This is a genomic window from Yersinia vastinensis, assembly GCF_044905075.1.
GTDB lineage: Bacteria > Pseudomonadota > Gammaproteobacteria > Enterobacterales > Enterobacteriaceae > Yersinia > Yersinia vastinensis.
In genome coordinates this window covers 1,235,170-1,260,719 of sequence record NZ_CP173260.1, presented here as the reverse complement: position 1 = coordinate 1,260,719, position 25,550 = coordinate 1,235,170, and the positions used below count along the sequence as shown (strand labels likewise).

Sequence of the window (25,550 nt, the reverse complement as noted above, 5' to 3'; positions counted from 1 at the left end):
CGGGCTTCACGAGCCAGCGCAACGGGCATCCTTGCCCGAGCGTGCTTTTCGCCTCCATCCTTGTCGGCAATATTCCTGATTGTGCTTAAGATCAACACCCAAACCAGCGCCCTTCCCCCTCTAATCCCCTAAAATTAAAAACTTTCCCCCCACAAACCCTGACAATATTTTCATATTTCCTCCATTTTGTTCCAGCGCATTACCGCTAAACTAGTAACATATCCAAAAACTCACTTATTGCACCTCTATGTGCAGATAATCAGAACATCAAAAGGGACACTTCAACATAATGAAAGCTCAATCCAAACGCACTTCCCGGTTACTGACGTTGTTGGGAATAGTGGTGGTGATTATTGTTGCGGTGTTTGTCTGGCGTCACTTCAGTACCACACCTGAAACCCAAGCCCCGGGAGCACGACAAGCGGCTGGCAGCAGCAGCCCTGCACGCGCCGGTGGCCGCCGCAATATGCCAATGTCTCCAGTGCAAGCAGCAACAGCAACCGAGCAAGCCGTACCCCGCTACCTCACAGGTTTAGGGACTGTGATTGCCGCTAATACGGTGACAGTGACCAGCCGAGTTGATGGTCAGTTGATGGCTATCCACTTTACCGAAGGGCAACAAGTCAATGCCGGTGACTTACTGGTGGAAATTGACCCGCGCCCGTATGAAGTGCAATTAACCCAAGCTCAAGGGCAGCTCGCCAAAGATCAAGCGACGCTGGACAATGCACGACGTGACTTGGCCCGCTATCAGAAACTGGCCAAAACAGGCCTTATTTCACAACAAGATCTGGATACCCAAGCCTCATTGGTGCGCCAGAGCGAAGGAAGTGTGAAAGCGGATCAGGGGGCGATTGACAGCGCTAAGCTGCAATTGACGTATAGCCGCATTACTGCACCTATCTCCGGGAAAGTCGGGCTAAAACAAGTGGATGTGGGTAATTATATTACCAGTGGTACTGCCACGCCGATTGTCGTGATTACTCAAACACACCCGGTTGATGTGGTCTTTACCTTGCCCGAAAGTGACATCCCGGCAATCATGCAAGCACAGAAAAATGCAGAAAAAAACAAAACGACGGTGCCGGTTGAAGCTTGGGATCGCACCAATAAGCAGATGCTAGCCCAAGGCCACTTGCTCAGTATTGATAACCAAATAGATACTGCTACCGGTACCATTAAACTGAAAGCTCGCTTTGCCAATGAAGATGACGTGCTGTTCCCCAATCAGTTTGTTAATGCCCGAATCAAAGTAGATTTACTGCAAAATGCCGTGGTAGTTCCTACCGCTGCAGTACAAATGGGCAACGAAGGAAGCTTTGTCTGGGTATTAAATGACGAAAATAAAGTCAGCAAGCATCTGGTGACTACCGGGATCCAAGACAGTCAACAAGTGGTGATAAGCGCCGGGCTGGATGCTGGTCAGCGTGTGGTTACCGATGGGATTGATCGCCTGACCGAAGGTTTGCAAGTTGAGGTGGTCACTCCACGTTCCGCAGATGCCACTCAAACCGATGCGGCAGGAAAATCGAGCACCACAGAGAAAGCGGCACACACACGGGGCGGCAGAAAACCGGCAACGGATGCAGCGACTAGCGCTCAACCTGCTGCGGAGAAATCCTAATGCAAGTGATGCTTCCAACACCCGGTGGCGGGCCATCACGGCTGTTTATCTTACGCCCGGTTGCCACAACGTTATTTATGGTTGCCATTCTGCTGGCAGGAATTATCGGTTACCGTGCGTTGCCGGTATCGGCCCTGCCCGAAGTGGATTACCCGACGATTCAGGTCGTGACACTCTACCCCGGAGCTAGCCCGGATGTCGTGACATCCTCCATTACTGCGCCATTGGAACGCCAGTTTGGCCAGATGTCTGGCCTCAAACAGATGGCATCGCAAAGCTCAGGCGGTGCATCAGTCATTACCCTACAATTTCAATTAACTCTGCCACTGGATGTGGCGGAGCAAGAGGTACAGGCGGCGATTAACTCCGCCACAAATCTATTACCCAATGACCTGCCTTATCCACCAATTTACAGCAAAGTAAACCCTGCTGATCCACCGATTCTGACATTGGCGGTCACCTCCACGGCTATCCCAATGACACAAGTGGAAGACATGGTTGAAACTCGTATTGCGCAGAAGATCTCGCAAGTCACTGGGGTCGGTCTGGTCACGATTTCTGGCGGTCAGCGCCCTGCTGTTCGAGTAAAACTCAATGCGCCAGCAGTGGCTGCATTGGGGCTGGACAGTGAAACCATTCGTACCGCCATTAGCAATGCCAACGTCAATTCAGCGAAAGGGAGTCTGGATGGACCAACTCGTTCAGTAACACTGTCTGCTAATGATCAGATGAAATCCGCCGAGGATTACCGTGACCTGATTATCGCCTATCAAAATGGCGCACCAATCCGTTTGCAGGATGTCGCTACCATTGAGCAAGGTGCGGAGAATAATAAGCTGGCGGCGTGGGCCAACACCCAGCAGGCCATCGTGCTGAATATCCAGCGTCAGCCTGGGGTAAACGTCATTGAGACTGCCGACAGTATCCGCGAGATGCTGCCAGATCTTATCAAAAGTCTGCCCAAATCCGTTGATGTCAAAGTTCTGACTGACCGTACAACCACCATCCGCGCGTCTGTCAGTGATGTACAGTTTGAGTTGTTGCTGGCGATAGCACTGGTGGTCATGGTTATCTATCTGTTTCTGCGCAATGCCGCCGCTACGATTATCCCCAGTATTGCCGTACCGCTGTCATTAATTGGCACGTTCGCTGCCATGTATTTTCTGGGGTTTTCGGTCAACAACTTGACGCTCATGGCTCTGACCATCGCCACCGGTTTTGTGGTCGACGATGCTATTGTGGTGATTGAAAATATCTCCCGCTATATCGAGAAAGGCGAAAAGCCACTGGATGCAGCACTAAAAGGGGCCGGTGAGATTGGTTTTACCATTATTTCACTGACCTTCTCATTGATTGCAGTATTGATTCCGCTGCTGTTTATGGGCGATATCGTGGGTCGTTTGTTCCGCGAATTTGCCGTCACACTGGCGATAGCCATTCTGATTTCAGCCGTTGTCTCTTTGACGTTAACACCGATGATGTGCGCACGAATGCTGAGTTATGAGTCATTGCGTAAACAAAATCGCCTGTCCCGCGCTAGTGAAAAATTCTTTGATTGGGTCATCGCCCACTATGCCGTGGCGCTAAAAAAAGTCCTTAACCATCAATGGATCACCTTGAGCGTGGCACTCAGTACGCTGGTGCTGACGGTGCTCCTTTACTTGCTGATCCCCAAAGGCTTTTTCCCATTACAGGACAACGGATTAATTCAAGGTGTACTGGAAGCGCCGCAGTCTGTTTCGTTCAGCAATATGGCAGAGCGTCAGCAGCAAGTGGCCGCGATTATTCTAAAAGATCCGGCGGTTGAAAGCCTGACCTCATTTGTCGGGGTTGATGGGACCAACGCCACACTCAACAATGGTCGGTTGCAAATTAACCTTAAACCCCTCAAAAGCCGTGATGACCGCATTCCAGAGGTCATCACCCGCTTACAAGAGAGTGTCGCTGGCGTACCGGGCGTTAAACTTTATTTACAACCAGTGCAAGATTTGACCATTGATACCCAGCTGAGCAGAACGCAATATCAGTTCACGCTACAGGCCACATCCCTGGAAGAGTTAAGTACCTGGGTGCCTAAATTGGTCAATGAGTTACAGCAGCAAGCACCTTTCCAAGAAGTCACTAGTGATTGGCAGGATCAAGGGTTAGTGGCGTTTGTGAATGTCGATCGCGACAGTGCCAGCCGTTTGGGGATCACTATGGCCGCCATCGACAGCGCGCTGTATAACGCGTTTGGTCAACGCTTGATTTCTACCATTTATACCCAAGCCAATCAGTATCGGGTGGTGCTGGAGCATGATGTGCAAGCCACGCCGGGTCTGGCTGCATTCAATGATATCCGCCTCACTGGTAGTGATGGCAAAGGGGTGCCACTGAGCAGTATTGCGACCATTGAAGAACGCTTCGGGCCACTATCTATCAACCATTTGAATCAGTTCCCGTCAGCCACTATCTCGTTTAATGTGGCGCAGGGATATTCTCTGGGTGAGGCTGTTGAAGCAGTGACGCAAGCTGAAAAAGCTATCCAGTTACCCGCAGATATTATGACTCGCTTCCAAGGCTCCACGCTGGCGTTTCAGGCAGCGTTGGGCGGAACATTGTGGCTAATTATCGCCGCTATTGTGGCAATGTATATCGTGCTCGGCGTGCTGTATGAGAGCTTCATTCATCCGGTCACTATTTTGTCGACTCTGCCGACGGCAGGTGTCGGGGCATTGTTGGCGCTGATGCTCACCGGCAATGAACTGGACGTGATTGCCATCATTGGGATTATTTTGCTGATCGGTATCGTGAAGAAGAATGCCATCATGATGATCGACTTTGCGCTGGCTGCCGAGCGAGATCAGGGCATGTCTGCCTATGATGCTATTTATCAAGCCTGTTTGCTGCGTTTCCGCCCAATTCTGATGACCACATTAGCCGCCCTGTTTGGTGCCTTGCCCTTGATGCTCAGTACCGGTGCTGGGGCTGAACTCCGCCAACCGCTGGGGGTGTGTATGGTCGGCGGGTTGATAGTCAGCCAGGTACTGACTTTGTTTACCACGCCGGTCATTTATCTGCTGTTCGATAGGATGGCGCGCAACACCCATGGTAAAGGTGGCCTACATAATGAGGACATTGATTTATCCTGCCCGCAATCTGAGTTACCTCATGGACGGGATCCACAGTGAAATTCTTTGCCCTATTCATCCAGCGCCCGGTAGCGACCATTTTGCTCACACTGGCCATCACCCTCAGCGGGATTATCGGTTTTAGTTTGTTGCCGGTATCGCCGCTGCCGCAGGTGGATTATCCGGTGATAATGGTGAGTGCCTCGATGCCCGGCGCAGACCCAGAAACCATGGCGTCCTCCATTGCCACGCCGCTGGAACGTGCATTGGGAAGAATTGCTGGGGTCAATGAAATGACCTCGACCAGTTCACTGGGCAGCACGCGGATCATTTTACAATTTGACCTTAATCGCGATATTAACGGCGCTGCGCGTGATGTGCAGGCGGCACTGAATGCTGCCCAAAGTTTGCTGCCATCAGGGATGCCAAACCGCCCGACTTATCGCAAGATGAACCCCTCTGATGCGCCAATCATGATAATGACGCTGACCTCAGATACTTTCACTCAAGGGCAATTGTATGACTTTGCCTCCACCAAACTGGCGCAAAAAATCGCCCAGACCGAGGGGGTCAGTGATGTTAGCGTCGGCGGGAGTTCTTTACCTGCGGTGCGTGTTGAACTCAATCCCAGTGCGCTGTTCAATCAAGGGGTATCTCTGGATGCCGTCCGTCAGGCAATCAGTTCCGCCAACGTTCGTCGTCCGCAAGGCTCCATCGACGACAACCAACAGCATTGGCAAGTTCAAGCCAATGATGAGATCAAAACAGCCGAGGGCTACCGCCCACTGGTGATTAACTACAACAATGGCGCGGCGGTTCGGTTGCAGGATGTCGCGAATGTTGTCGACTCGGTACAAGATGTGCGCAATGCCGGGATGTCGGATGGAAAGCCCGCTGTACTGTTAGTGATCAGTCGTGAGCCGGGAGCGAACATCATTGCGACCGTCGATCGTATTCGGGCAGAACTTCCTGCGTTGCGAGCCTCGATCCCCGCCTCGATTCAATTGAGCATCGCCCAAGATCGATCCCCAACAATTCGAGCATCGCTAGATGAAGTAGAGCAATCACTGGTGATCGCCGTAGCATTGGTGATTCTGGTCGTGTTCCTGTTCCTAAGATCAGGCCGAGCCACACTGATCCCTGCTGTCGCCGTGCCGGTTTCACTCATTGGGACGTTCACCGCCATGTATCTGTGCGGTTTTAGTCTCAATAACCTATCGCTAATGGCGCTGACCATTGCCACGGGTTTCGTCGTCGACGATGCCATCGTGGTACTGGAAAATATTTCTCGCCATCTGGAGGCGGGGGTTAAACCGATGGTTGCCGCACTAAAGGGGGTACGTGAAGTCGGTTTTACCGTGCTCTCCATGAGTATTTCACTCGTGGCGGTCTTTATTCCGCTGCTCTTGATGGAAGGGTTGCCGGGCCGCTTATTCCGCGAATTTGCCGTCACACTCTCGGTGGCCATTGGCATTTCACTGGTGATTTCCCTAACGCTCACCCCCATGATGTGCGCCCACTTGCTACGCGCCCAGCCCGCGGGCCAGCAGCAGCGTATTCGCGGTTTTGGTAAGGTGCTGCTGAGTATTCAGCAAGGTTATGGTCGCTCCCTCAATTGGGTGTTGGGTCATACACGCTGGGTAATGGTTGTGCTGCTCTCTACTATTGCTCTGAATGTCTGGCTGTACATCAGTATTCCGAAAACCTTTTTCCCCGAGCAAGATACCGGCCGCATGATGGGTTTTATCCAAGCTGACCAAAGTATCTCTTTCCAAGCAATGCAGCAAAAACTGAAAGATTTTATGAAGATTGTCAGTGATGATCCGGCAGTCGACAATGTCACCGGTTTTACGGGAGGGTCTCGCACCAATAGCGGCTCGATGTTTATTTCCCTTAAACCATTGAGTGAACGTCATGAAAGCGCACAGCAGATTATCACCCGCTTACGTGGCAAATTGTCGAAAGAACCGGGGGCAAGCCTCTTTCTGGCACCGGTACAAGATATTCGGGTCGGTGGCCGTCAAGCTAATGCCAGCTATCAATTTACGTTACTGGCAGACGATCTAGCCGCATTACGGGAATGGGAGCCGAAAGTTCGGGCGGCATTGGCCAAATTACCCGAACTGGCAGATGTTAACTCCGATCAGCAAGATAAAGGCTCGGAAGTGGCACTGACTTATGATCGAGAAACTATGGCACGGCTGGGCATTGATGTTTCCGATGCCAATGCCCTACTCAATAACGCCTTTGGTCAGCGGCAAATCTCCACCATTTATCAGCCGTTAAACCAATATAAGGTGGTGATGGAAGTCGCTCCGCAATACACACAGGATGTCAGTTCACTGGACAAAATGTTTGTAATTAATAACAGCGGCCAATCAATTCCGCTGTCCTATTTTGCCAAATGGCGGCCTGCCAACGCCCCATTGTCGGTAAACCATCAAGGTTTATCCGCCTCTTCGACCATCTCATTTAACTTACCTGAAGGTGGCAGCCTGTCTGAAGCGACTGCGGCTGTCGAGCGGGCGATGACCGAACTGGGTGTTCCAGCCAGTGTTCGTGGCACCTTTAGCGGGACTGCGCAGGTATTCCAAGAAACCTTGAGATCTCAGTTATGGCTGATTATGGCAGCGATCGCCACGGTGTATATCGTGCTGGGGATTTTGTATGAGAGCTACGTTCACCCGCTGACGATTCTCTCAACATTGCCCTCTGCAGGAGTCGGGGCGTTGCTGGCGCTGGAGCTGTTCAATGCGCCGTTTAGCTTAATCGCACTTATCGGCATTATGTTATTGATTGGTATTGTGAAAAAGAACGCCATCATGATGGTGGACTTTGCCCTTGATGCGCAACGCAATGGCAATCTCAGCGCCCGCGAGGCTATTTTCCAGGCCAGTTTATTGCGTTTCAGACCGATTATGATGACCACGTTAGCCGCCTTGTTTGGCGCGTTACCATTGGTATTAGGCAGTGGCGATGGCGCGGAATTACGCCAACCGCTTGGGATAACGATTGTCGGTGGGCTGGTCATGAGCCAATTACTGACCTTGTACACCACGCCAGTGGTCTATCTCTATTTTGACCGACTCCGCAGCCGCTTTAGTCAGAAGCCGTTAATGAGGTTGGAATAATGAATAGGCTATACCCAATAGATTTCAACGTGCAGGAAGGTGGCCAAAGAGTGCAGCCAATGCATCGGCGGGTTGAAAGATGACGAATATACGGTGGCAATTGTGGATAGTTGCCTTCGGTTTCTTCATGCAAACGCTGGATACCACCATCGTCAACACCGCCCTGCCCTCAATGGCTGCCAGTCTGGGTGAAAATCCGCTGCATATGCAATCAGTGATTGTCTCTTATGTATTGACGGTGGCGGTGATGCTGCCAGCCAGTGGGTGGTTGGCTGATCGCGTCGGCGTGAAGTGGGTTTTCTTTTCGGCCATCATTCTGTTTACCCTCGGTTCGTTGATGTGTGCCCAAGCAGAAACTCTGAATGAGTTGATCTCCTCCCGCGTAATTCAAGGGATAGGGGGGGCGATGATGGTGCCCGTTGGCCGCCTGACGGTCATGAAAATCGTCCCGCGTGAGCAATATATGTCAGCAATGGCTTTCGTCACATTACCCGGCCAAATTGGGCCATTAGTCGGCCCGGCACTGGGGGGATTCTTAGTGCAATACGCCAGTTGGCATTGGATTTTCCTGATTAATCTACCTGTAGGTATCATCGGTGCTCTGGCCACGTTGCTGCTGATGCCCAATTACACCATGCGTACCCGACGCTTCGATATTAGCGGCTTTATTATGCTGGCGATCGGTATGGCAACCCTAACACTGGCGTTGGATGGTCATAAAGGATTGGGCTTACCACCACTGGCAATTCTGGGTTTAGTGTTGTGTGGGATAGTGGCCCTGGCGGGCTACTGGTGGCATGCGCGCGGCAATAATTCTGCCCTGTTTTCTCTACGATTATTCAAGAATAAATCTTATGCTCTGGGCTTGACCGCCAGTATGACCGCCCGCATCGGCAGTGGCATGTTGCCGTTCATGACGCCCGTTTTTCTGCAAATCGGGCTAGGATATACCCCCTTTCACGCCGGATTGATGATGATCCCGATGATTATTGGCAGTATGGGCATGAAGCGGATTATTGTACGGGTGGTTAACCGCTTTGGTTACCGGCAAGTACTGGTCAGTGCCACATTGCTGCTCGCGGTCGTCAGCTTAAGTTTACCGATGGTGGCACTCATGGGGTGGACGTTATTGTTACCGGTGGTGCTATTTTTCCAGGGAATGCTCAATGCGCTGCGCTTCTCCACGATGAATACTTTAACCTTAAAAGATTTACCAAACCGCCTCGCCAGTAGCGGTAATAGCCTGTTATCCATGGTGATGCAGTTGTCTATGAGTTTAGGGGTTAGCACCGCCGGGATATTACTCGGGATCTTTGCACACAATCAGGTCGTCACCAATACCCCGGCAACACACAGTGCGTTCCTCTACAGCTACTTGTGTATGGCAATCATTATTGCTTTGCCAGCACTGATATTTAACCGAGTGCCACCAGATACTGGCACGAACCGCAACCTGTCCCGCCAGCCGGCCAACCGATAAAACAGGTGGAAAGCATGAGAATCGGCATCACCGGAAAACTGTTTATGGCTATATTTGCCACTTGTATGTTGGTACTGATCACCATGCATTGGGGCATTAGAGCCAGCTTCGAGCGCGGTTTTATCGATTATATTAAGCAAAGTAATGAGCAACGGATAAATATGCTGGGAGATGCACTTGAGGTGCAATACCAGCGCTACGGAAACTGGGATTTTTTGCGCAATAATGATCAGGTTGTATATCAGATTATGCGTTCCTTTGACCAAGGCGGTGATAGCAGCCGCAACATGCCGCCACGCGGCTGGCGCTCCCAATTTTGGGTCGTTGATAACCATAAAAATCTGCTGGTCGGGCACACAGGTCAACTCCCTAAAGAAGTCAGTCGCCGAGCAATAACGGTCAATAAACAGATTGTGGGCTGGGTGATGTCGACCCCACCTGCCAAACTGACCCGCAACGCCGATATTAACTTTGACCAACAACAGCGTCGAACCAGTTGGATTATTGTTGGGTTGTCGACCCTACTGGCCGCGGCCGTAACTTGGATTTTATCCCGTGGAATGTTGGCCCCGGTCAAGCGCTTGGTCGAGGGCACCCATCGGCTGGCGGCCGGCGATTTTAGTACCCGTGTGGCTGTCAGCAGCCGTGATGAGTTGGGTCATTTAGCGCAAGATTTTAACCAGCTTGCCCGTTCACTGGAGAAAAATGAACAAATGCGGCGTGATTTTATGGCGGATGTTTCCCATGAATTACGCACCCCGCTGGCGGTGTTACGTGGTGAACTGGAGGCATTGCAGGATGGTGTGCGCCAGCCAACACCGGAATCGTTAATGTCGCTACAAGCGGAGGTCGGTATTTTGACCAAACTGGTCAATGATTTGCATCAGTTATCACTGTCTGATCGCGGTGCTTTGGCTTACCGAAAAACCCAATTAGATGCCGTGCGGCTATTACAAATTGCTATTGCCAGTTTTCGTGGCCGTTTTCAAAGTAAAAATATGGTCATCACCGCTCATCTGCCTGAACATGCGGTTATATTTGGTGATCCCGACCGGCTAAATCAACTGTTTCACAATTTGCTAGAAAACAGTTTGCGCTATACCAACGAAGGTGGGCAATTAGAGATAATCGCTCAATTGCAGGAAAAAACCGTCACACTGGTTTGGCAGGACAGTAAACCCGGCCTTAGCGACGAACAATTACAGCGCATTTTTGAGCGTTTTTATCGCACCGAAAGTTCACGCAACCGTGCCAGCGGCGGTTCTGGGCTAGGTCTGGCTATTTGTCACAATATTGTCGAGGCTCATGGCGGAACGATTAGCGCTGAACATTCACCTTTGGGTGGCTTGCGGATTACGGTAGTATTTCCACTACTCACGTCCATAGGGTAATTCATTGCAATGCACGAGCCACTTCAGTCTACCAGCCAGTCTGGTTACGTATTGATTGTTGAAGATGAACCCAAACTTGGCCAGTTGCTGGTCGACTATCTGCAAGCTGCGGGTTACCGCACTCAGTGGCTGACCAATGGGGCCGAGGTTGCCGGAGCAGTACGCCAAGCACCGCCCTCCATCATTTTGCTGGATTTAATGTTACCCGGTAGCGATGGCATCAGCATTTGTCGTGAAATTCGCCGATTCTCGGATGTCCCCATCATGATGGTCACAGCCAAAACGGAAGAAATTGATCGGTTGCTAGGGCTGGAGATTGGTGCCGACGACTATATTTGTAAACCCTATAGTCCACGAGAAGTGGTCGCTCGGGTGAAAACTATCTTGCGCCGCTGCCAACAGCAGCGAGAGCAGCCCAGTGCTGCCGCGGCACTGATTATCGACGAATCCCGCTTTCAAGCCAGTTATCAGGGGCATCTACTGGAGCTGACCCCGGCGGAATTTCGGTTACTGAAAATATTGGCAACTCAACCGGGTCACGTATTTAGCCGTGAACAATTATTAAATAATCTGTATGACGACTATCGTGTGGTCACTGACCGCACCATTGACAGCCATATCAAAAATTTGCGGCGAAAGTTAGAAGCTCTTGATGGTGAAAAGCCATTTATTCGCGCAGTTTATGGCATGGGGTATCGTTGGGAAGCAGAGATCTGCCGTTTACTGTAATTTCATCTCGGCTAAATTTGCATTATGTTGGTGGAGTATGGGCCGTTGACTACACTCATTAGAGGTACCACAACCAACAGGAGCATCACTATGGCCATGGGTCACTATGAGATTAAAAAGGCAAAGAATGGGCAGTACCATTTCAATCTGAAAGCCAGCAATGGTGAAATTATTCTCTCCAGTGAGATGTATGCCAGCAAAGCTTCGGCGGAAAATGGCATATCATCCGTGCAAAGTAACTCTCCGCAAGAAAGCCAATATGAGCTGAAGCACAATACGAAAAATGAGCCTTATTTCGTATTAAAAGCAAAAAACCATCAGGTTATTGGTGTTAGCGAATCTTACAGTTCCGAAACCGCTGCCAAAAATGGCATAGCTTCTGTAATGAAAAATGGCCCGACCACGACAATTAAAGATCTGACGCTGTAATTTTTAATGATTTGATAGAGCTATTTTTACCTAAGAGTAGATGCGCGGGGCATGTGACCGCGCATTGACTCCGGACTCAGACACATCAGCATGTTTAAAACTCTTTCCCCAGTATTTTTTAATATCTGTTGGTTTCGTAGTAACAATCCAATTATCAAATCAAATGGCCGAAAGGCCCACCTGAGAACAGAGAATGTCTAGCTCTCTTTGTCCGCCTTAATATCAGATTGTGTTCTCCGGCTAATCTTAACCATCGATGAGAACTCATCCTAAAACATATTCAGCATCTCTTTTCTCAATTGACGCAGTAACTCACCCATTGAAATGTGATCTGGTAAAGTCGCAAAAGTCAGCTCGGCGGCATCATGTCAGGCACCGTGATTAAAAATGGGTATCGTCGACACAACCATTGTCATTCCATGAGTCATATTTGGCTCGGTTGATATGTGATTTTTTTGGGAAAAAACGACCCAAAATAGCTTAAATTGATCCAGATCATTTAAACCTTACAAAGATTGTGCGATGGCTGATTTTCCTGAAGCTCAAGGTTACAATCCCCAGCTTTTATCCCCTTCGTTCTTGAAGTTGCACGGTTGTTTGAAACTCCCGCCCCCGAATCACTGGCCTAAAGCCTACTTATCGGGATGCGTTTACTGACAACCTACTGGTAGCACCAATAACGTTGGGTTAAGCCACGCCTTCAGGCGTGGTTCTGACTTGAACTCAGACTGAGAGCTATTATTTATGTCTTCATCTACACCAGTAAATATGCCTTTTACACCAGAATTATTGTCGCCTGCCGGTACGCTGAAAAATATGCGTTACGCCTTTGCTTATGGCGCGGATGCGGTTTATGCCGGTCAGCCACGTTATAGCCTGCGAGTGCGAAATAATGAATTCAATCACGAAAACCTGGCATTAGGTATTCAGGAAGCGCATGCACTTGGCAAACGCTTTTATGTGGTAGTGAATATCGCCCCCCATAACTCTAAACTGAAAACGTTCCTGCGCGATTTAAAACCGGTGATTGATATGGGGCCGGATGCACTAATTATGTCTGATCCCGGCTTAATCATGATGGTGCGCGAGGCTTTTCCACAGATGGATATTCACCTGTCTGTGCAAGCCAATGCTGTTAACTGGGCCACCGTCAAATTCTGGCAGCAGATGGGATTGACGCGCGTAATCCTTTCCCGTGAGCTATCACTGGAAGAGATTGCTGAAATCCGCGCACAAGTTCCCGACATGGAATTGGAAATTTTTGTCCACGGCGCACTGTGTATGGCCTACTCTGGCCGTTGCCTACTCTCCGGCTATATCAATAAGCGTGACCCGAATCAGGGAACGTGCACCAATGCCTGCCGCTGGGAATACAATGTCCAGGAAGGGAAAGAAGATGATATTGGCAATATCGTACATATCCACCAGCCCATCGCAGTAAAAAATGTTGAGCCGACATTAGGCATCGGCGCCCCTACTGACAAGGTGTTTATGATTGAAGAAGCCCAGCGCCCCGGTGAATATATGACGGCATCCGAGGATGAGCATGGTACTTACATCATGAACTCCAAAGATCTGCGTGCTATTCAGCATGTGGAACGCCTAACTCAGCTGGGTGTGCATTCACTGAAAATTGAGGGGCGGACTAAATCATTTTATTATTGCGCCCGTACAGCACAAGTGTATCGCCGCGCCATCGATGATGCCGTTGCCGGTAAACCTTTCGACCCGACCCTGTTGACCACACTGGAAGGTCTGGCTCACCGTGGCTATACCGAGGGTTTCCTGCGCCGTCATGTACATGAAGAACAACAAACTTATGAATATGGCTATTCAGTATCCGAGCGCCAGCAGTTCGTCGGCGAGTTCACTGGCGTGCGCCGTGATGGCTTGGCTGAAGTGTTAGTCAAAAATAAATTCTCAGTCGGTGATAGTGTTGAGCTGATGACACCGGGCGGTAATATTCAGTTCACACTTGAAAGCATGCTGGATAAAAAAGGCCAACCCGCCGATATTGCTCCGGGAAATGGTCATATCATGTATTTACCGATCCCAGAGGACATTAATGTAGAATATGGCTTACTGATACGTAATCTGAACGGGACAAATAGCCGTAATCCCCATGAAAAAGCGTAACGGAAAGCAATAAAAAATAATGCCATCGCAAAGGTGGCATTTTTAGCAAATATTAGAAATGGATCACATCAATTATAATTACACTGGGGTAGCATAGTTCGAGTACAATCAAGAACTAAAAAAGTTTTAAAGCAAGACTAGGAACCACCTCCTTGGCTAGCCCAATCTCCCTTGGGCTGGCCTTTTCTTTTATCATCTTAACCCATTGATTGTAATGGATTTAAATTAAAACTTTATTATTAATGATTCTTATTAAGGCAGTGACTAATAATAAGAAAAACCTGAAAATTTGAATTATCCCACGCAGAATTATAATTATTCCCGCAAAATAAACGTCGCCATGAAAAATTAAGCCTATCTTTATTAAGCCTAACTATTCGTTATATTTGCCATTATTCTTTGAATAATCTGATAGGTAAATTAAACAGGTATAAGGTATTGTTATCCTTATTGCAGAAATGATCTGGAGCAAGTTATGACGCCAGTACCACATGCCCTTCTCATCCTCAACGGTAAAGAATCGGGTAATATTGATGTTCGCAATGCCGTCAAAAACTTGCGTGAGGAAGGTATTACCCTGCATGTTCGTGTTACTTGGGAACAGGGAGACGCAAAGCGTTATGTTAACGAGGCCGCCAAGCTCAATGTTGATACAGTCATTGCCGGTGGTGGAGATGGCACCATAAATGAGGTCGCCACCGCACTGATGGCCATCCCCGACGCTCACCGTCCCAGCTTGGGCATCGTGCCACTGGGCACCGCCAATGATTTTGCCACGAGCTGCAATATTCCACTGCAAATAGACAATGCAATGCAATTAGCCGTCAAAGGGCGGAGTGTTGATATCGATTTAGCGCAAGTGAATAACGAACACTACTTTATCAATATGGCTACGGGTGGCTTTGGTACCCGAATTACCACCGAAACACCGGACAAACTCAAAGCTGTTCTCGGCGGCGCGTCTTACTTTATTCATGGGTTAATGCGTATGGATGCAATCAAAGCCGATAGCTGTGAAATCCGTGGCCCTGACTTCGAGTGGTCTGGGGATGCATTAGTGATAGGGATTGGTAATGGTAGGCAAGCTGGCGGTGGGCAACCTCTCTGCCCTGATGCGCTGATTAATGATGGGCTGCTGCAATTACGTTTATTGATCGCCGAAGAACTATTACCCGCATTTCTCGCCAGCGTGTTCAGCGGTGAGAAAAACAAAAATGTCATTGAAACCACGTTACCTTGGCTCGAAATCACCGCGCCACATGAAATCACCTTCAATCTCGATGGCGAACCTCTCTCTGGCAAACATTTCCGTATTGCGATTATCCCCAACGCTATTCAGTGCCGCCTTCCCCCTAATTGTGAACTACTGGGCTAGTGACTATTTGATGGGTTACCCTTGGTTAACCCATGATAACACTCAATTTTATTAATTCCTTGGACATAACCCCCTCAACTCAAGCCTAGCTTTTGCTTAGTCTTATATGCTTTTTTACATGAAAACCTTTCATTTCAATTCAATTTTCTTTCATTTTTAATATTCACTTTGAAAGGTTTATCTTTCAAAGTGTGATCTATATGCGATAAATAGATCTAAAAAATGATTATGGTAGTGCACATGGCGACAGACAAGATGATGAAGTTCATTCTGATACTTCAGCATTTTGAAACCGCATTATCATGCGGTGTCTTAAAATTCTTTTTATAACAAAAGTTTATAAAAAAGATTCATAAAAACAGCCATAACCTCGATTACAGGAGAAGAAGAATGATTGAACTTATAACCCATGGAGCCGAATGGTTTATCGGACTCTTCCAAAAAGGGGGAGAAGTTTTTGTTGGAATGGTCACCGGGATTTTACCTTTATTAATTAGTTTGTTAGTCATCATGAATGCCCTGATCAAGTTCGTCGGCCAGGACAGAATTGAACGATTAGCACAACGTTGCGCGGGCAACCCAGTTTCCCGTTATCTGTTACTGCCACTGATCGGTACTTTTGTATTCTGTAACCCGATGACATTAAGTCTTGGGCGTTTTATGCCAGAAAAATACAAGCCAAGTTATTACGCGGCAGCCTCTTATAGCTGCCATTCAATGAATGGTTTGTTTCCACACATTAACCCTGGCGAATTGTTCGTCTATCTCGGTATAGCCAGTGGCTTAACCACACTGGGCCTGCCATTAGGCCCGCTGGCGGTGAGCTACTTCTTGGTCGGGTTGGTCACCAACTTCTTCCGCGGCTGGATTACTGACCTGACGACTTCCATCTTCGAACGCAAGATGGGTATCCGTCTGGATCGTACTGTACAACTTTAATGTGTCAGTTAACTTTTAATGCCTGTTAACGGCAGACTGTGTGGAGCAGATCATGAGTGAATTTATCCGGATTGAAAAAGGCGAAGGCGGTTGGGGTGGCCCATTAGTATTGCCCATCGTCCCCGGTAAAAAAATTGTCTACATCACTGCGGGGACTCGCCCGGCCATTATTGACCGTATTAGTGAACTGACAGGCTGGGAAGCCGTCGATGGATTTAAAGAAGGCGAACCACCAGCAGAAGAAATTGCAGTCGCCATCATTGATTGTGGTGGCACTTTGCGCTGCGGCCTTTATCCAAAGCGCCGCATTCCAACAGTGAATATCCATTCAACCGGGCAGTCCGGTCCGATGGCACAGTACATACTGGAAGATATTTATGTTTCTGGCGTCCGTGAAAAGAATATTCAAAAAATCAGTGGAACTGACAGTGCCACAGCAACCGTTTCGAAAGTAGAACCTGTTGAAGTTGAACAAAAAGCCACTGAACCCAAAGCCGCTGAAACCCATACCGCCAAGGGCGGCCGAGATTACGATACCAGCAAGAAAATCACCGAACAAAGTGATGGTTTGCTGGCAAAAGTGGGGATGGGCATGGGTTCTGTCGTTGCCGTCTTCTTCCAGTCAGGCCGTGACACTATTGATACCGTACTGAAAACCATCCTGCCATTTATGGCTTTCGTCTCAGCATTAATCGGCATCATCATGGCATCCGGCTTGGGCGACTTTATTGCCCATGGCTTAACACCGCTGGCCAGCAGCCCAATAGGATTAGTGCTCTTGGCACTGATTTGCTCCTTCCCACTGCTGTCACCATTCTTAGGCCCAGGAGCTGTTATTGCACAAGTTATCGGCGTATTGGTTGGGGTACAAATTGGTTTGGGGAATATTCCACCACAATTAGCCCTGCCAGCGTTATTTGCGATTAATGCTCAAGCGGCATGTGACTTTATCCCAGTCGGTCTGTCTCTGGCAGAAGCGAAGCAAGATACCGTCCGCGTAGGGGTTCCATCAGTACTGGTTGGCCGGTTCCTGACGGGTGCACCGACAGTATTGATTGCCTGGGCCGCATCAGCCTTTATTTATCAGTAAGACGTAGAACACCATAACAAAAATTTCTGTAATACATTCAACGGTTAAGGATGTACGTATGAATACTATTTATCAGACAACCATTATCAATATCGGCGACAGCGCCCGCGAGGCGCTGTTGGATGACATGCTCATCACCTTCCGTGAAGGAGCGCCTAAAGATATTGAAGAGTTCTGTTTTATCCACCAGCACAGCACCACCGATGGGGAGTTACAGGCGGGCAACATCATGGAACTGGCACAAAAGCGCTATGTCATCACTGCGGTAGGTGAAGTTGCTACCCAGAATCTACGCGAGCTAGGCCACGTGACAATCCGTTTTAACGGCGATGAGCAACCTGAATTCCCCGGCTCTATACATGTTATCGGCCCGACACCCAGTGATATTCCTGTCGGCAGCTCATTGAAATTTATTCGCTAATTTATTTATTCATTTATACCCAATGTCATTGAAGAAGTCGTAACACTCGAAATGGCGCCGAATCACTGACTCGCACCGGTGATTCGGCACTAACACCGCGGCAACATCAAGCACAGAGGGTATTGGAGGTGTATATGTCACAAGCACAAGTAGCAGTTGTTATCGGCGGTGGACAAACTCTGGGCGCATTCTTGTGCCATGGTCTGGCCGAGTCAGGTTATAAAGTGGCCGTTGCTGATTTAAATTCAGATAACGCACGGTTGGTCGCCGATCAGATTAATGCCGAGTATGGTGCTGGCAGCGCGCAAGGTTTTCAGGTTGATGCAACCAACGAAAACAGTGTGAAAATGCTGGCTGAAGCTGTCGATCAGAGTTTCCACCAGACAAATTTACTGGTTTACAGTGCCGGTATTGCCAAAGCCGCTCCCATTACTGACTTCCCTCTGGATGATTTCGACCGTTCATTGCAAGTGAATCTGGTGGGCTATTTCTTATGTGCCCGTGAGTTCTCCCGTTTGATGATTCGTGATGGTATTCCCGGCCGCATCATCCAAATCAACTCCAAATCAGGTAAAGTGGGCAGCAAGCACAACTCAGGTTACAGTGCCGCAAAATTTGGTGGTGTTGGTCTGACGCAGTCATTGGCACTGGATTTGGCAGATTACGGTATCACCGTGCATTCACTGATGTTAGGCAATCTGTTAAAATCGCCGATGTTCCAGTCACTTTTGCCGCAGTATGCAGCGAAATTGGGCATCAAACCGGAAGAAGTTGAAAAATACTATACCGATAAAGTGCCACTAAAACGTGGCTGCGATTACCAAGATGTATTAAACACTCTGCTGTTCTATGCCAGTGATAAAGCGGCCTACTGCACCGGCCAATCAATCAATATCACCGGCGGGCAGGTTATGTTTTAAAGCCCGTATAACGTTATTGACTCAAAGTTCTTGGTGTTACAGCGCAGCAGCGAACACCGCTGTAGCACCCAGAGCGCAGAGTAAAGAGGCAAAATATGACACCAACATCTGCACTAATTACCGTTGTTATTATTGCCTGGGTACTGCAAATCTTGCTCGGCTGGTGGCAAATCAATCGGTTTAACCGCGCTTTTGACCGATTATGTCAGCACAGTAAATCAGTCGGTGTGGGCCGTTCTGGTGGTCGATTTAAACCCAGAGTGGTGATGGCACTGGCTTTTGATGAAAATATGCGCGTCAGCGACAGCATGATCATGCGCGGAATCAGTGTTTTTGCCCGCCCGCGCACATTACCGCACCTTCATGGACTCCATCAGCAGGATTTAATCCCGGATGTGATCTTCCCTACGGATACCGCATGTCAAACTGCACTATCATTAGCGATTAAACCGAAATCATGATATTTTCACAATGAAAGTTATTCTTTTTCATGTGAAAGTTATGCCTGAAAAAGAGGCAATGGAAATACTTGAGCAGGAATCGTTATGAAACCAAAGCAGCGACAAGTCGCTATCCTGGAATACCTCCAGCAGCACGGTAAAACGGCCGTAGATCAACTCGCCGCCAACTTTTCAACGACGGGCACCACTATCCGTAAAGATTTAACTAGCCTTGAAAATGAAGGGGCGGTTATTCGAACCTACGGAGGAGTGGTATTAAATCGCGACGATGTTGAACAACCTATTGATCGTAAAACACATATTAATACCGAAAAGAAAAAACAGATTGCCAAAGCCGCCAGCAAATTGATTAAAGACGGTGATAGTTTGGTTTTTGATGCGGGCAGTACAGTACTGCAAATGGTGCCGCACCTGACAAAATTCAACAACATTACGGTGATGACCAATAGTCTGCACATCGTCAATGAGTTGGTTGAACTGGATAACGACCAAACCATCTTGATGCCAGGCGGCACTTACCGTAAAGGCTCCGCATCTTTTCACGGTAGTCTGGCAGAGTCCGCTTTTGATAAGTTTAGTTTTGATAAGCTATTTATTGGTGCAGATGGTGTTGATCTTAATGCCGGTGTCACCACGTTCAACGAAGTTTATCATGTCAGCACCGCAATGTGTCACGCCGCCAGCCACATTATCCTGTTGGTTGACTCTTCCAAATTTGGCCGTAAAAGCCCCAATGTCGTTTGTCCACTCAGTGCCGTCGATACCCTAATTACTGATAAAGGCATTAGCGACGAATATTTTCAGGCACTATTGAAAATGGGCATTAACATCATTCTGGTTGATAAAGATGACTAATCCACTGATTACCTATGCCCGTGAAACACTGGAGATTGAGCTGACTGAAGCTCAACGTTTGTTATCGCGGTTAGATGATAATTTTGTCCGCGCCTGTGAATTATTGCTGGCTTGTACCGGTAAGGCCGTCGTTTCCGGTATTGGCAAATCCGGTCATATCGGTAAAAAAATCGCCGCTTCACTGGCCAGTACCGGCACCCCCGCCTTCTTTGTTCATCCCGCGGAAGCATTACACGGGGATCTGGGCATGATTGGCCCACAGGACGTGCTAATTTTTATCTCCTATTCAGGTCGAGCCAAAGAGTTAGACTTGATCCTACCTTTGTTAGCCGATAGCCATATTCCGGTCATTGCGATTACTGGGGGGAAAGAGTCGCCATTAGCGCAGGGCGCCGCCTGTGTGCTGGATATCAGTGTTGAGCACGAAGCCTGCCCAATGGGGTTAGCACCAACATCCAGCGCAGTGAACACTCTGATGATGGGTGATGCATTGGCAATGGCATTAATGCGCCATCGCGGTTTCAATGCAGAAGACTTTGCCCGTTCGCACCCCGGTGGCAGTTTGGGCGCGCGGCTGCTTAATCGCGTTCATCATTTAATGAGAACCGGTGATCGCCTGCCAGTAGTCAATGAATCCGACACTGTCATGGAAGCCATGCTGGAGTTGAGCCGTACCGGGTTGGGTCTGGTGGCCGTTTGTGATCCACAACAGCGAGTGGTCGGTGTCTTTACCGATGGTGACTTACGCCGCTGGCTGGTTAAGGGCGGAACACTGCAGCAACCTCTCGCGGGCGCAATGACTCGCCCAGGCTACCGATTACCAGAACAATGGCGTGCCGGCGAAGCGCTGGAAGCGCTGCATCAGCACCATATCAGTGCTGCACCGGTAGTCAATCTGGATGGGAAGTTGGTTGGCGCGATTAATCTGCATGATCTGCATCAGGCCGGAGTGGGCTGACTCTGACACGCCCAGATCACTGGAGCATGGTAATTGAGGAAAATTATCATGCTCCGCGCGATAAATTAGTGCCAGTTTGGATCTTGTTGTAACTGATTTTTCAGCATGGCTTGCACGCGCTCATCAGGGCGGCCCAACCATTGGTATGTCGCAAACTGGCTTGGGTTATCGAGTGCTTGTGGCTTATCATCTACCGAAACCCGCATCCCCCACGCCTGCCAAACTTGTTTCTTATCCTGACTGAATGCAACCCACATAAATTGATTGCTGCAATCATGAGGTTTGCAGATTCGCCCCACTTTGTACACCTTCCCTTCCCATGTAATGACCTCATACGGTGCGGATGTCCCAACCCCTTTGCGCGCCCACGCTGGCAAGTTTTTCTGGCTCTTCACCATTTTTTGCCAACTGTTTTTATAAACCGGCTGTTGCAAAAGATCGGCGGTGGTCGGAAGCGGCTTGGCAGATGCAGTTTGCGCTGACGCCACAGAGGTCGCTGGCTGCGCAATAGCCCAGGAGCTTGCGCTGAGTATTGCTGCTGCAACAAGACAATGGAGGGCTTTGTGACCTTTCATTATCGAAAATCCTTATTATTTGATTGATCTACTCGCCGGGCCTTGAACTAGCCTCTGTGCAATGAATTTGCAGGCGTGATGTTAGTTTGCATGTCTAGGACCACTAACTGTAGAAAAAGTTGATCCATAGCACGATTTTTCATCCTAATTCTCGGTATACCACAATCTGTATGACAGGTTGATGTAAGCTATAAACCAGATAATGATGAGTCGATCACCCTCTCGTCCATAAACTTTCGAAGAAGGCCATAGCATGTTGACCCTTGAGTTACCCGAAGCTCCCGAGAAACTGTATTACTCTGCCGGGGATGCCCATCCACTGGATAAGCTTGAGAGCGATAAAATCATCCAAATGGTGATAGATCTGGATGTCGCCAACTCAGACAGTGAACACTATGTCACTGGTTGGATGGGGCTAAACAGCGTGGTTGTGGTACGGAATTATCAGAACAAACGTGGCACCGCAAATGGCTTTGTGGTGAATAAAGGGGACAGCTATCGGCTCAGTATCCAGTCGATTGAATTTCGTATTCCTAAAATGGTGCTGTGGATGAGTTTTCGCCGTAAGCCGCGCACGATGGAGTTAATCACTTATGAAACACTGGGTGACCAACCCAGTGGGATGCAGCAGTACCGCAATATTCTTGATGAAGAATTACGCCAACAGTTGGATGATGACTGGCGCGAATTGAATGATTATCTGGGTGCTGCTTGCTGGCAGTTAGAACATGATACTCCGCTGTGGCAGCAAGCACATCAAGACATCACCGCAGATGCAATCAGCCAACTGGCGGCGGCCCCTATTTTCAAGACCAAACATTTGCAAGCTGATGGCGATTATACGGGTTTCTGGGCTGGGGAATATTTCTTTGCCATTAGGCAGCCAACAACAGAAAATCCATTACCTGCAGTACAAATTTCCTGGCGAGAAAATGAAAAAGAGATTGGCAGCTATCAGTTTGACCTCATAAAGGACGAAGCTGGCGAGCCAAAACTGTCACTGCGTATTCGCCCGCGTAAAGGGGCCGATAGCTACCTTCTGAATCGTTTTGATGCACATCATCTACAGCGCGCCATGGCGATGTTTGCAATGACACAGCGTTATTTGCTGGCACAGATAGCGGATATCAATTAAATACAGCATTTAATGTGTTTAATAATAAAGTTTGTAATAAGGCCGAGATACTCGGGCCTAGCACAGCGTGGGGCACTCCGGTGGCTTACGCCACTACGACTCCAATCACTGTGCTCTCCCTAAAAATTGACTTTATCAATCAGCAGCCTGACTTAATTATGTTCAACACAATATCAAATCATTGGCACATGAACGCCGCTAACACCGCGGCAATGTCAAGGATGAAGGATATATCCAAAATCATTGGCATTGCGGCAAGGCAGCAAGTGAATAAGTCCCGATGAGCTTACTTGAGTAAGTGATTCGGGCGCATGAACGCCGCTAACACCGCGGCAATGTCAAGGATGAAGGATATTACCACCATTGATGAAAATGGTGCACCGGCCCAATCCCCTCACCCACTTCAAGGCTATCGGCCTGCTCCAAAGCCCCTTGTAAATATTGCTTGGCGGCATTCGTCGTATCTGCCCAATTGGTGTACCGGGGGCGCAATGCTGCCAGTGCTGCAGATAACGTACACCCCGTCCCGTGGGTATGTCGGGTGTCAACCCGACGAGTGACAAAGCGCTGTTCGCTGTCTGGGGTAAACAGCCAGTCTGGGCTGTCTTTACCATTTAAGTGGCCCCCTTTCATCAATACACCTTGGCAGCCTAATGCCAGCAGCGCCCGCCCTTGTTCACACATTTCTTGCTCATCTCTCGCTGGTTGAGAATCAAGTAATGCTGCTGCTTCCGGCAAATTAGGTGTAATCAAGGCAACCTGAGGCAACAGTAATCGGCGTACCGCATCGACAGCCTCTGGTGCCAGTAGTGGGTCACCACTTTTGGCGACCATCACAGTGTCTAATACCACAAATGGGATGGGATAACGGCGCAGTTGAGTGGCAACAATATCGACAATATCTGCATTTGCCAGCATACCTATTTTGGCGCTATCAATGCGTACATCGCTTAAAACGGAATCTAATTGAGCCGCCACAAAAGCAGGTTCGATAGAATAGACCGACTGCACGCCACGGGTATTTTGCGCCACCAATGCGGTGATAACGCTGGTGCCATAGGCCTGTAATGCAGAAAATGTTTTCAGGTCAGCTTGAATTCCAGCACCACCACTTGGGTCTGTCCCTGCAATCGTGAGTGCATTAATGCGTTTCATAAATACGCCCTCACACTCGGGTGTCGAGCGAAGGATGAGGTACGAAAGGGGATAACTGAAGAAAAAACGGCAGGTTGAACGAACATATTCCTCCTAACCGGCGGTCAAGAAGGCGGTACACTGCGATACCGAGACTTCCCTACGCTGGCATAATCCAGATCAGGTAATACGGGTAATATCTCAGCCTTATCACTGTTTGTGACAGGCACCCCGAGTCAGAATTGTTATTATCACTAGCAGGTGATAGAAGATCAATCATGTATTGGCTAGCGTAATGATAAATCCGATAAATACGCCCTATCTTGGAGGTATTACCACAGGATGAGTATCAACATTCGTGAGTATGACAAGAGTGACCGCCCGTTTCTGCGCAGCTTGTATTTAGCATCACGCCGCGCGGCATTCACTTGGCTGGACGAAGAGCGTTTTCATCTAGAAGATTTTGACCGCTCCACGATGGGCGAAACTGTTCTGGTGGCTATCGAGGGTGATAAACACGTCGGTTTTGCTTCCATCTTCATGGAAGAAAGCTTTCTGCATAATTTGTTTGTTGATCCCAGAATACAGCATCGCGGGGTGGGCAAAGCGTTATTACAAGCAGCGCAAAACCTATTTAACAGCCATGGTTCATTAAAATGTTTGGCAAAAAACCAGCATGCGTTAGCATTTTATCAAAAACAAGGTTGGATCGCCATTGCGACCGGTAAAAGCAATGACGGCGATTACATTTTAATGCATTGGCATAATGAAAAGATTAAATAACTTTATATCTGTATAGGATGAAAACCAGATAAAAACCTGAATAGTAAATTTGAATTTATTCAATACAATAGATTTTCAATTCAGTTAATTTTAAAAGGACTATTTATGGGCCCTATGTCAAATGCACCGAACCTTACAACAACGCATACCTATCAATAAAATAGTGTATCATCAGAAAAAAACAACCACAGTGAAATATTAGAAAGCAGAAAACATGCAATAGAACATATTATAAATTCAATCAGTCACGCCGCGACTCCCCAATTCGAACCAGAAGACACCGTTGGGAAGTTAGGTGATAGAAAAGTAATCCAGCTTAACTCGGTTAAATTAGAAAGTGGCGAGGAACAATATTACGTCAAGGCAAACATGGGAAGCCCACAAATTTCCGACCTTATGAATAAAAATGTAACATCATTTAAATTCAGTCAGTTAGATACAGATAATAGTCAAGTAAATAAGGTGGTATTTATTTTTGACCCTGATATTTCCTTTGACACCATCCCATCAATTAAGAGACTTTTCACCTATGACACTCGAGTTGAAAATGAAATAAATTATATATCCTGTGGCGGAGGGGTGCGTTTTAATTTAAATGAAGAAAAACTTAGCTCTGACAGAATAAATAAAAAAGCACATACACTAAACGACATAATATTAAACGAAGAAAACAAGTCAAACCTGATTATGCAATTACGAAACTGCGTATCCAACAGCTTACATTGCAATAATGAACAGGCAGTGAAAATTAGCGAGGAATTCCCTAATTTTTTTGATAGTATGAATAATGTAACACCAAACTTGCAGATAAATGCTCATAAACTGGCGAACGAACTTGAAAAGAGCAATTAACGAAAACTCAAAAGGGAGCCTC

21 protein-coding genes and 1 riboswitch are annotated in these 25,550 nt (G+C 48.2%); of the genes, 19 read left to right on the top strand and 2 right to left on the bottom strand.

Annotated features, from left to right (window positions below; translation table 11 throughout):
- Positions 1-289: 289 nt before the first annotated feature.
- From ACIOG0_RS05740 to gutQ, 16 genes are all read left to right on the top strand, one after another.
- Positions 290-1,624 (top strand): MdtA/MuxA family multidrug efflux RND transporter periplasmic adaptor subunit, encoded by a 1,335-nt coding sequence (locus ACIOG0_RS05740; protein WP_050101406.1) that lies wholly within the window; start codon positions 290-292, stop codon positions 1,622-1,624.
- Positions 1,624-4,794 carry an MdtB/MuxB family multidrug efflux RND transporter permease subunit gene (locus ACIOG0_RS05735; RefSeq protein ID WP_128451389.1) on the top strand — a complete coding sequence of 1,057 codons (3,171 nt, stop codon included), beginning with the start codon at positions 1,624-1,626 and terminating at the stop codon, positions 4,792-4,794. The genes ACIOG0_RS05740 and ACIOG0_RS05735 overlap by 1 nt, the downstream gene beginning before the upstream one ends.
- Complete coding sequence (gene mdtC / locus ACIOG0_RS05730) at positions 4,791-7,865, top strand: multidrug efflux RND transporter permease subunit MdtC (RefSeq protein ID WP_050101404.1); 3,075 nt, start codon at positions 4,791-4,793, stop codon at positions 7,863-7,865. The genes ACIOG0_RS05735 and mdtC overlap by 4 nt, the downstream gene beginning before the upstream one ends.
- A 79-nt stretch (positions 7,866-7,944) precedes the next feature.
- Positions 7,945-9,345, top strand: coding sequence for an MFS transporter (locus ACIOG0_RS05725; RefSeq protein ID WP_128451388.1), 1,401 nt, complete (start codon positions 7,945-7,947; stop codon positions 9,343-9,345).
- 14 nt (positions 9,346-9,359) lie between these two features.
- Positions 9,360-10,736: a two-component system sensor histidine kinase BaeS gene (gene baeS / locus ACIOG0_RS05720; protein ID WP_050101402.1), complete on the top strand. Its 1,377-nt coding sequence runs from the start codon at positions 9,360-9,362 to the stop codon at positions 10,734-10,736.
- Positions 10,737-10,745: 9 nt separating this feature from the next.
- Positions 10,746-11,465, top strand: coding sequence for a two-component system response regulator BaeR (baeR, locus tag ACIOG0_RS05715; protein ID WP_050101401.1), 720 nt, complete (start codon positions 10,746-10,748; stop codon positions 11,463-11,465).
- A 90-nt stretch (positions 11,466-11,555) separates the two neighbouring features.
- On the top strand, positions 11,556-11,894 hold the full coding sequence (locus tag ACIOG0_RS05710; RefSeq protein ID WP_050101400.1) for a YegP family protein: 339 nt from the start codon (positions 11,556-11,558) through the stop codon (positions 11,892-11,894).
- 816 nt (positions 11,895-12,710) lie between these two features.
- On the top strand, positions 12,711-14,030 hold the full coding sequence (gene yegQ, locus ACIOG0_RS05705) for a tRNA 5-hydroxyuridine modification protein YegQ (RefSeq protein ID WP_230678354.1): 1,320 nt from the start codon (positions 12,711-12,713) through the stop codon (positions 14,028-14,030).
- A 475-nt stretch (positions 14,031-14,505) separates the two neighbouring features.
- Complete coding sequence (gene yegS, locus ACIOG0_RS05700; RefSeq protein WP_050101399.1) at positions 14,506-15,405, top strand: lipid kinase YegS; 900 nt, start codon at positions 14,506-14,508, stop codon at positions 15,403-15,405.
- A 390-nt stretch (positions 15,406-15,795) separates the two neighbouring features.
- Positions 15,796-16,344, top strand: coding sequence for a PTS glucitol/sorbitol transporter subunit IIC (locus ACIOG0_RS05695; RefSeq protein WP_050101398.1), 549 nt, complete (start codon positions 15,796-15,798; stop codon positions 16,342-16,344).
- 52 nt (positions 16,345-16,396) lie between these two features.
- Positions 16,397-17,434, top strand: a complete 1,038-nt coding sequence (locus ACIOG0_RS05690; protein WP_050295793.1) for a PTS glucitol/sorbitol transporter subunit IIB — start codon at positions 16,397-16,399, stop codon at positions 17,432-17,434.
- Between the two features lie 58 nt (positions 17,435-17,492).
- Complete coding sequence (gene srlB, locus ACIOG0_RS05685; protein WP_050101396.1) at positions 17,493-17,855, top strand: PTS glucitol/sorbitol transporter subunit IIA; 363 nt, start codon at positions 17,493-17,495, stop codon at positions 17,853-17,855.
- 134 nt (positions 17,856-17,989) lie between these two features.
- Positions 17,990-18,775 carry a sorbitol-6-phosphate dehydrogenase gene (gene srlD / locus ACIOG0_RS05680; protein ID WP_050140679.1) on the top strand — a complete coding sequence of 262 codons (786 nt, stop codon included), beginning with the start codon at positions 17,990-17,992 and terminating at the stop codon, positions 18,773-18,775.
- A 95-nt stretch (positions 18,776-18,870) separates the two neighbouring features.
- Positions 18,871-19,236, top strand: a complete 366-nt coding sequence (gutM, locus tag ACIOG0_RS05675) for a transcriptional regulator GutM (protein WP_050101394.1) — start codon at positions 18,871-18,873, stop codon at positions 19,234-19,236.
- Positions 19,237-19,320: 84 nt separating this feature from the next.
- The gene (locus ACIOG0_RS05670; protein WP_050101393.1) at positions 19,321-20,091 is read left to right on the top strand and encodes a DNA-binding transcriptional repressor; all 771 of its coding nucleotides are present in this window, start codon (positions 19,321-19,323) and stop codon (positions 20,089-20,091) included.
- Positions 20,084-21,049 carry an arabinose-5-phosphate isomerase GutQ gene (gutQ, locus tag ACIOG0_RS05665; protein WP_050101392.1) on the top strand — a complete coding sequence of 322 codons (966 nt, stop codon included), beginning with the start codon at positions 20,084-20,086 and terminating at the stop codon, positions 21,047-21,049. Before ACIOG0_RS05670 ends, gutQ begins: the two co-directional genes overlap by 8 nt.
- Positions 21,050-21,114: 65 nt before the next feature.
- On the opposite strand, the gene ACIOG0_RS05660 is transcribed toward gutQ, so the two are convergent.
- The gene (locus ACIOG0_RS05660; RefSeq protein WP_050101391.1) at positions 21,115-21,624 is read right to left on the bottom strand and encodes an inhibitor of vertebrate lysozyme family protein; all 510 of its coding nucleotides are present in this window, start codon (positions 21,622-21,624) and stop codon (positions 21,115-21,117) included.
- A gap of 253 nt (positions 21,625-21,877) precedes the next feature.
- On the opposite strand from ACIOG0_RS05660, the gene ACIOG0_RS05655 reads away from it, so the two are divergent.
- Entirely contained in the window at positions 21,878-22,759 is an 882-nt protein-coding gene (locus ACIOG0_RS05655; protein WP_050101390.1) for a hypothetical protein, read from the top strand.
- A gap of 354 nt (positions 22,760-23,113) precedes the next feature.
- On the opposite strand, the gene thiD is transcribed toward ACIOG0_RS05655, so the two are convergent.
- A complete protein-coding gene (gene thiD / locus ACIOG0_RS05650) occupies positions 23,114-23,914 on the bottom strand; it encodes a bifunctional hydroxymethylpyrimidine kinase/phosphomethylpyrimidine kinase (protein ID WP_050101388.1) in 801 nt (266 codons plus the stop codon).
- A 119-nt stretch (positions 23,915-24,033) separates the two neighbouring features.
- A riboswitch (TPP riboswitch) is annotated at positions 24,034-24,137 on the bottom strand.
- A gap of 98 nt (positions 24,138-24,235) precedes the next feature.
- Between thiD and ACIOG0_RS05645 the strand changes: the two genes are divergently transcribed.
- Together ACIOG0_RS05645 and ACIOG0_RS05640 are read left to right on the top strand one after the other, a co-directional pair.
- Positions 24,236-24,676: a GNAT family N-acetyltransferase gene (locus ACIOG0_RS05645; RefSeq protein ID WP_050101387.1), complete on the top strand. Its 441-nt coding sequence runs from the start codon at positions 24,236-24,238 to the stop codon at positions 24,674-24,676.
- A gap of 369 nt (positions 24,677-25,045) precedes the next feature.
- On the top strand, positions 25,046-25,528 hold the full coding sequence (locus tag ACIOG0_RS05640) for a hypothetical protein (protein WP_404704939.1): 483 nt from the start codon (positions 25,046-25,048) through the stop codon (positions 25,526-25,528).
- Positions 25,529-25,550 lie beyond the last annotated feature (22 nt).

Excerpts from the sequence above, each read along its gene's own strand:
- ACIOG0_RS05740 (WP_050101406.1), top strand. The coding sequence starts at position 290 with ATGAAAGCTCAATCCAAACGCACTTCCCGGTTACTGACGTTGTTGGGA.
- ACIOG0_RS05735 (WP_128451389.1), top strand. The coding sequence starts at position 1,624 with ATGCAAGTGATGCTTCCAACACCCGGTGGCGGGCCATCACGGCTGTTT.
- ACIOG0_RS05725 (WP_128451388.1), top strand. The coding sequence starts at position 7,945 with ATGACGAATATACGGTGGCAATTGTGGATAGTTGCCTTCGGTTTCTTC.
- baeS (WP_050101402.1), top strand. The coding sequence starts at position 9,360 with ATGAGAATCGGCATCACCGGAAAACTGTTTATGGCTATATTTGCCACT.
- baeR (WP_050101401.1), top strand. The coding sequence starts at position 10,746 with ATGCACGAGCCACTTCAGTCTACCAGCCAGTCTGGTTACGTATTGATT.
- ACIOG0_RS05710 (WP_050101400.1), top strand. The coding sequence starts at position 11,556 with ATGGCCATGGGTCACTATGAGATTAAAAAGGCAAAGAATGGGCAGTAC.
- yegQ (WP_230678354.1), top strand. The coding sequence starts at position 12,711 with ATGCGTTACGCCTTTGCTTATGGCGCGGATGCGGTTTATGCCGGTCAG.
- yegS (WP_050101399.1), top strand. The coding sequence starts at position 14,506 with ATGACGCCAGTACCACATGCCCTTCTCATCCTCAACGGTAAAGAATCG.
- ACIOG0_RS05695 (WP_050101398.1), top strand. The coding sequence starts at position 15,796 with ATGATTGAACTTATAACCCATGGAGCCGAATGGTTTATCGGACTCTTC.
- ACIOG0_RS05690 (WP_050295793.1), top strand. The coding sequence starts at position 16,397 with ATGAGTGAATTTATCCGGATTGAAAAAGGCGAAGGCGGTTGGGGTGGC.
- srlB (WP_050101396.1), top strand. The coding sequence starts at position 17,493 with ATGAATACTATTTATCAGACAACCATTATCAATATCGGCGACAGCGCC.
- srlD (WP_050140679.1), top strand. The coding sequence starts at position 17,990 with ATGTCACAAGCACAAGTAGCAGTTGTTATCGGCGGTGGACAAACTCTG.
- gutM (WP_050101394.1), top strand. The coding sequence starts at position 18,871 with ATGACACCAACATCTGCACTAATTACCGTTGTTATTATTGCCTGGGTA.
- ACIOG0_RS05670 (WP_050101393.1), top strand. The coding sequence starts at position 19,321 with ATGAAACCAAAGCAGCGACAAGTCGCTATCCTGGAATACCTCCAGCAG.
- gutQ (WP_050101392.1), top strand. The coding sequence starts at position 20,084 with ATGACTAATCCACTGATTACCTATGCCCGTGAAACACTGGAGATTGAG.
- ACIOG0_RS05660 (WP_050101391.1), bottom strand. The coding sequence starts at position 21,624 with ATGAAAGGTCACAAAGCCCTCCATTGTCTTGTTGCAGCAGCAATACTC.
- ACIOG0_RS05655 (WP_050101390.1), top strand. The coding sequence starts at position 21,878 with ATGTTGACCCTTGAGTTACCCGAAGCTCCCGAGAAACTGTATTACTCT.
- thiD (WP_050101388.1), bottom strand. The coding sequence starts at position 23,914 with ATGAAACGCATTAATGCACTCACGATTGCAGGGACAGACCCAAGTGGT.
- ACIOG0_RS05645 (WP_050101387.1), top strand. The coding sequence starts at position 24,236 with ATGAGTATCAACATTCGTGAGTATGACAAGAGTGACCGCCCGTTTCTG.
- ACIOG0_RS05640 (WP_404704939.1), top strand. The coding sequence starts at position 25,046 with ATGGGAAGCCCACAAATTTCCGACCTTATGAATAAAAATGTAACATCA.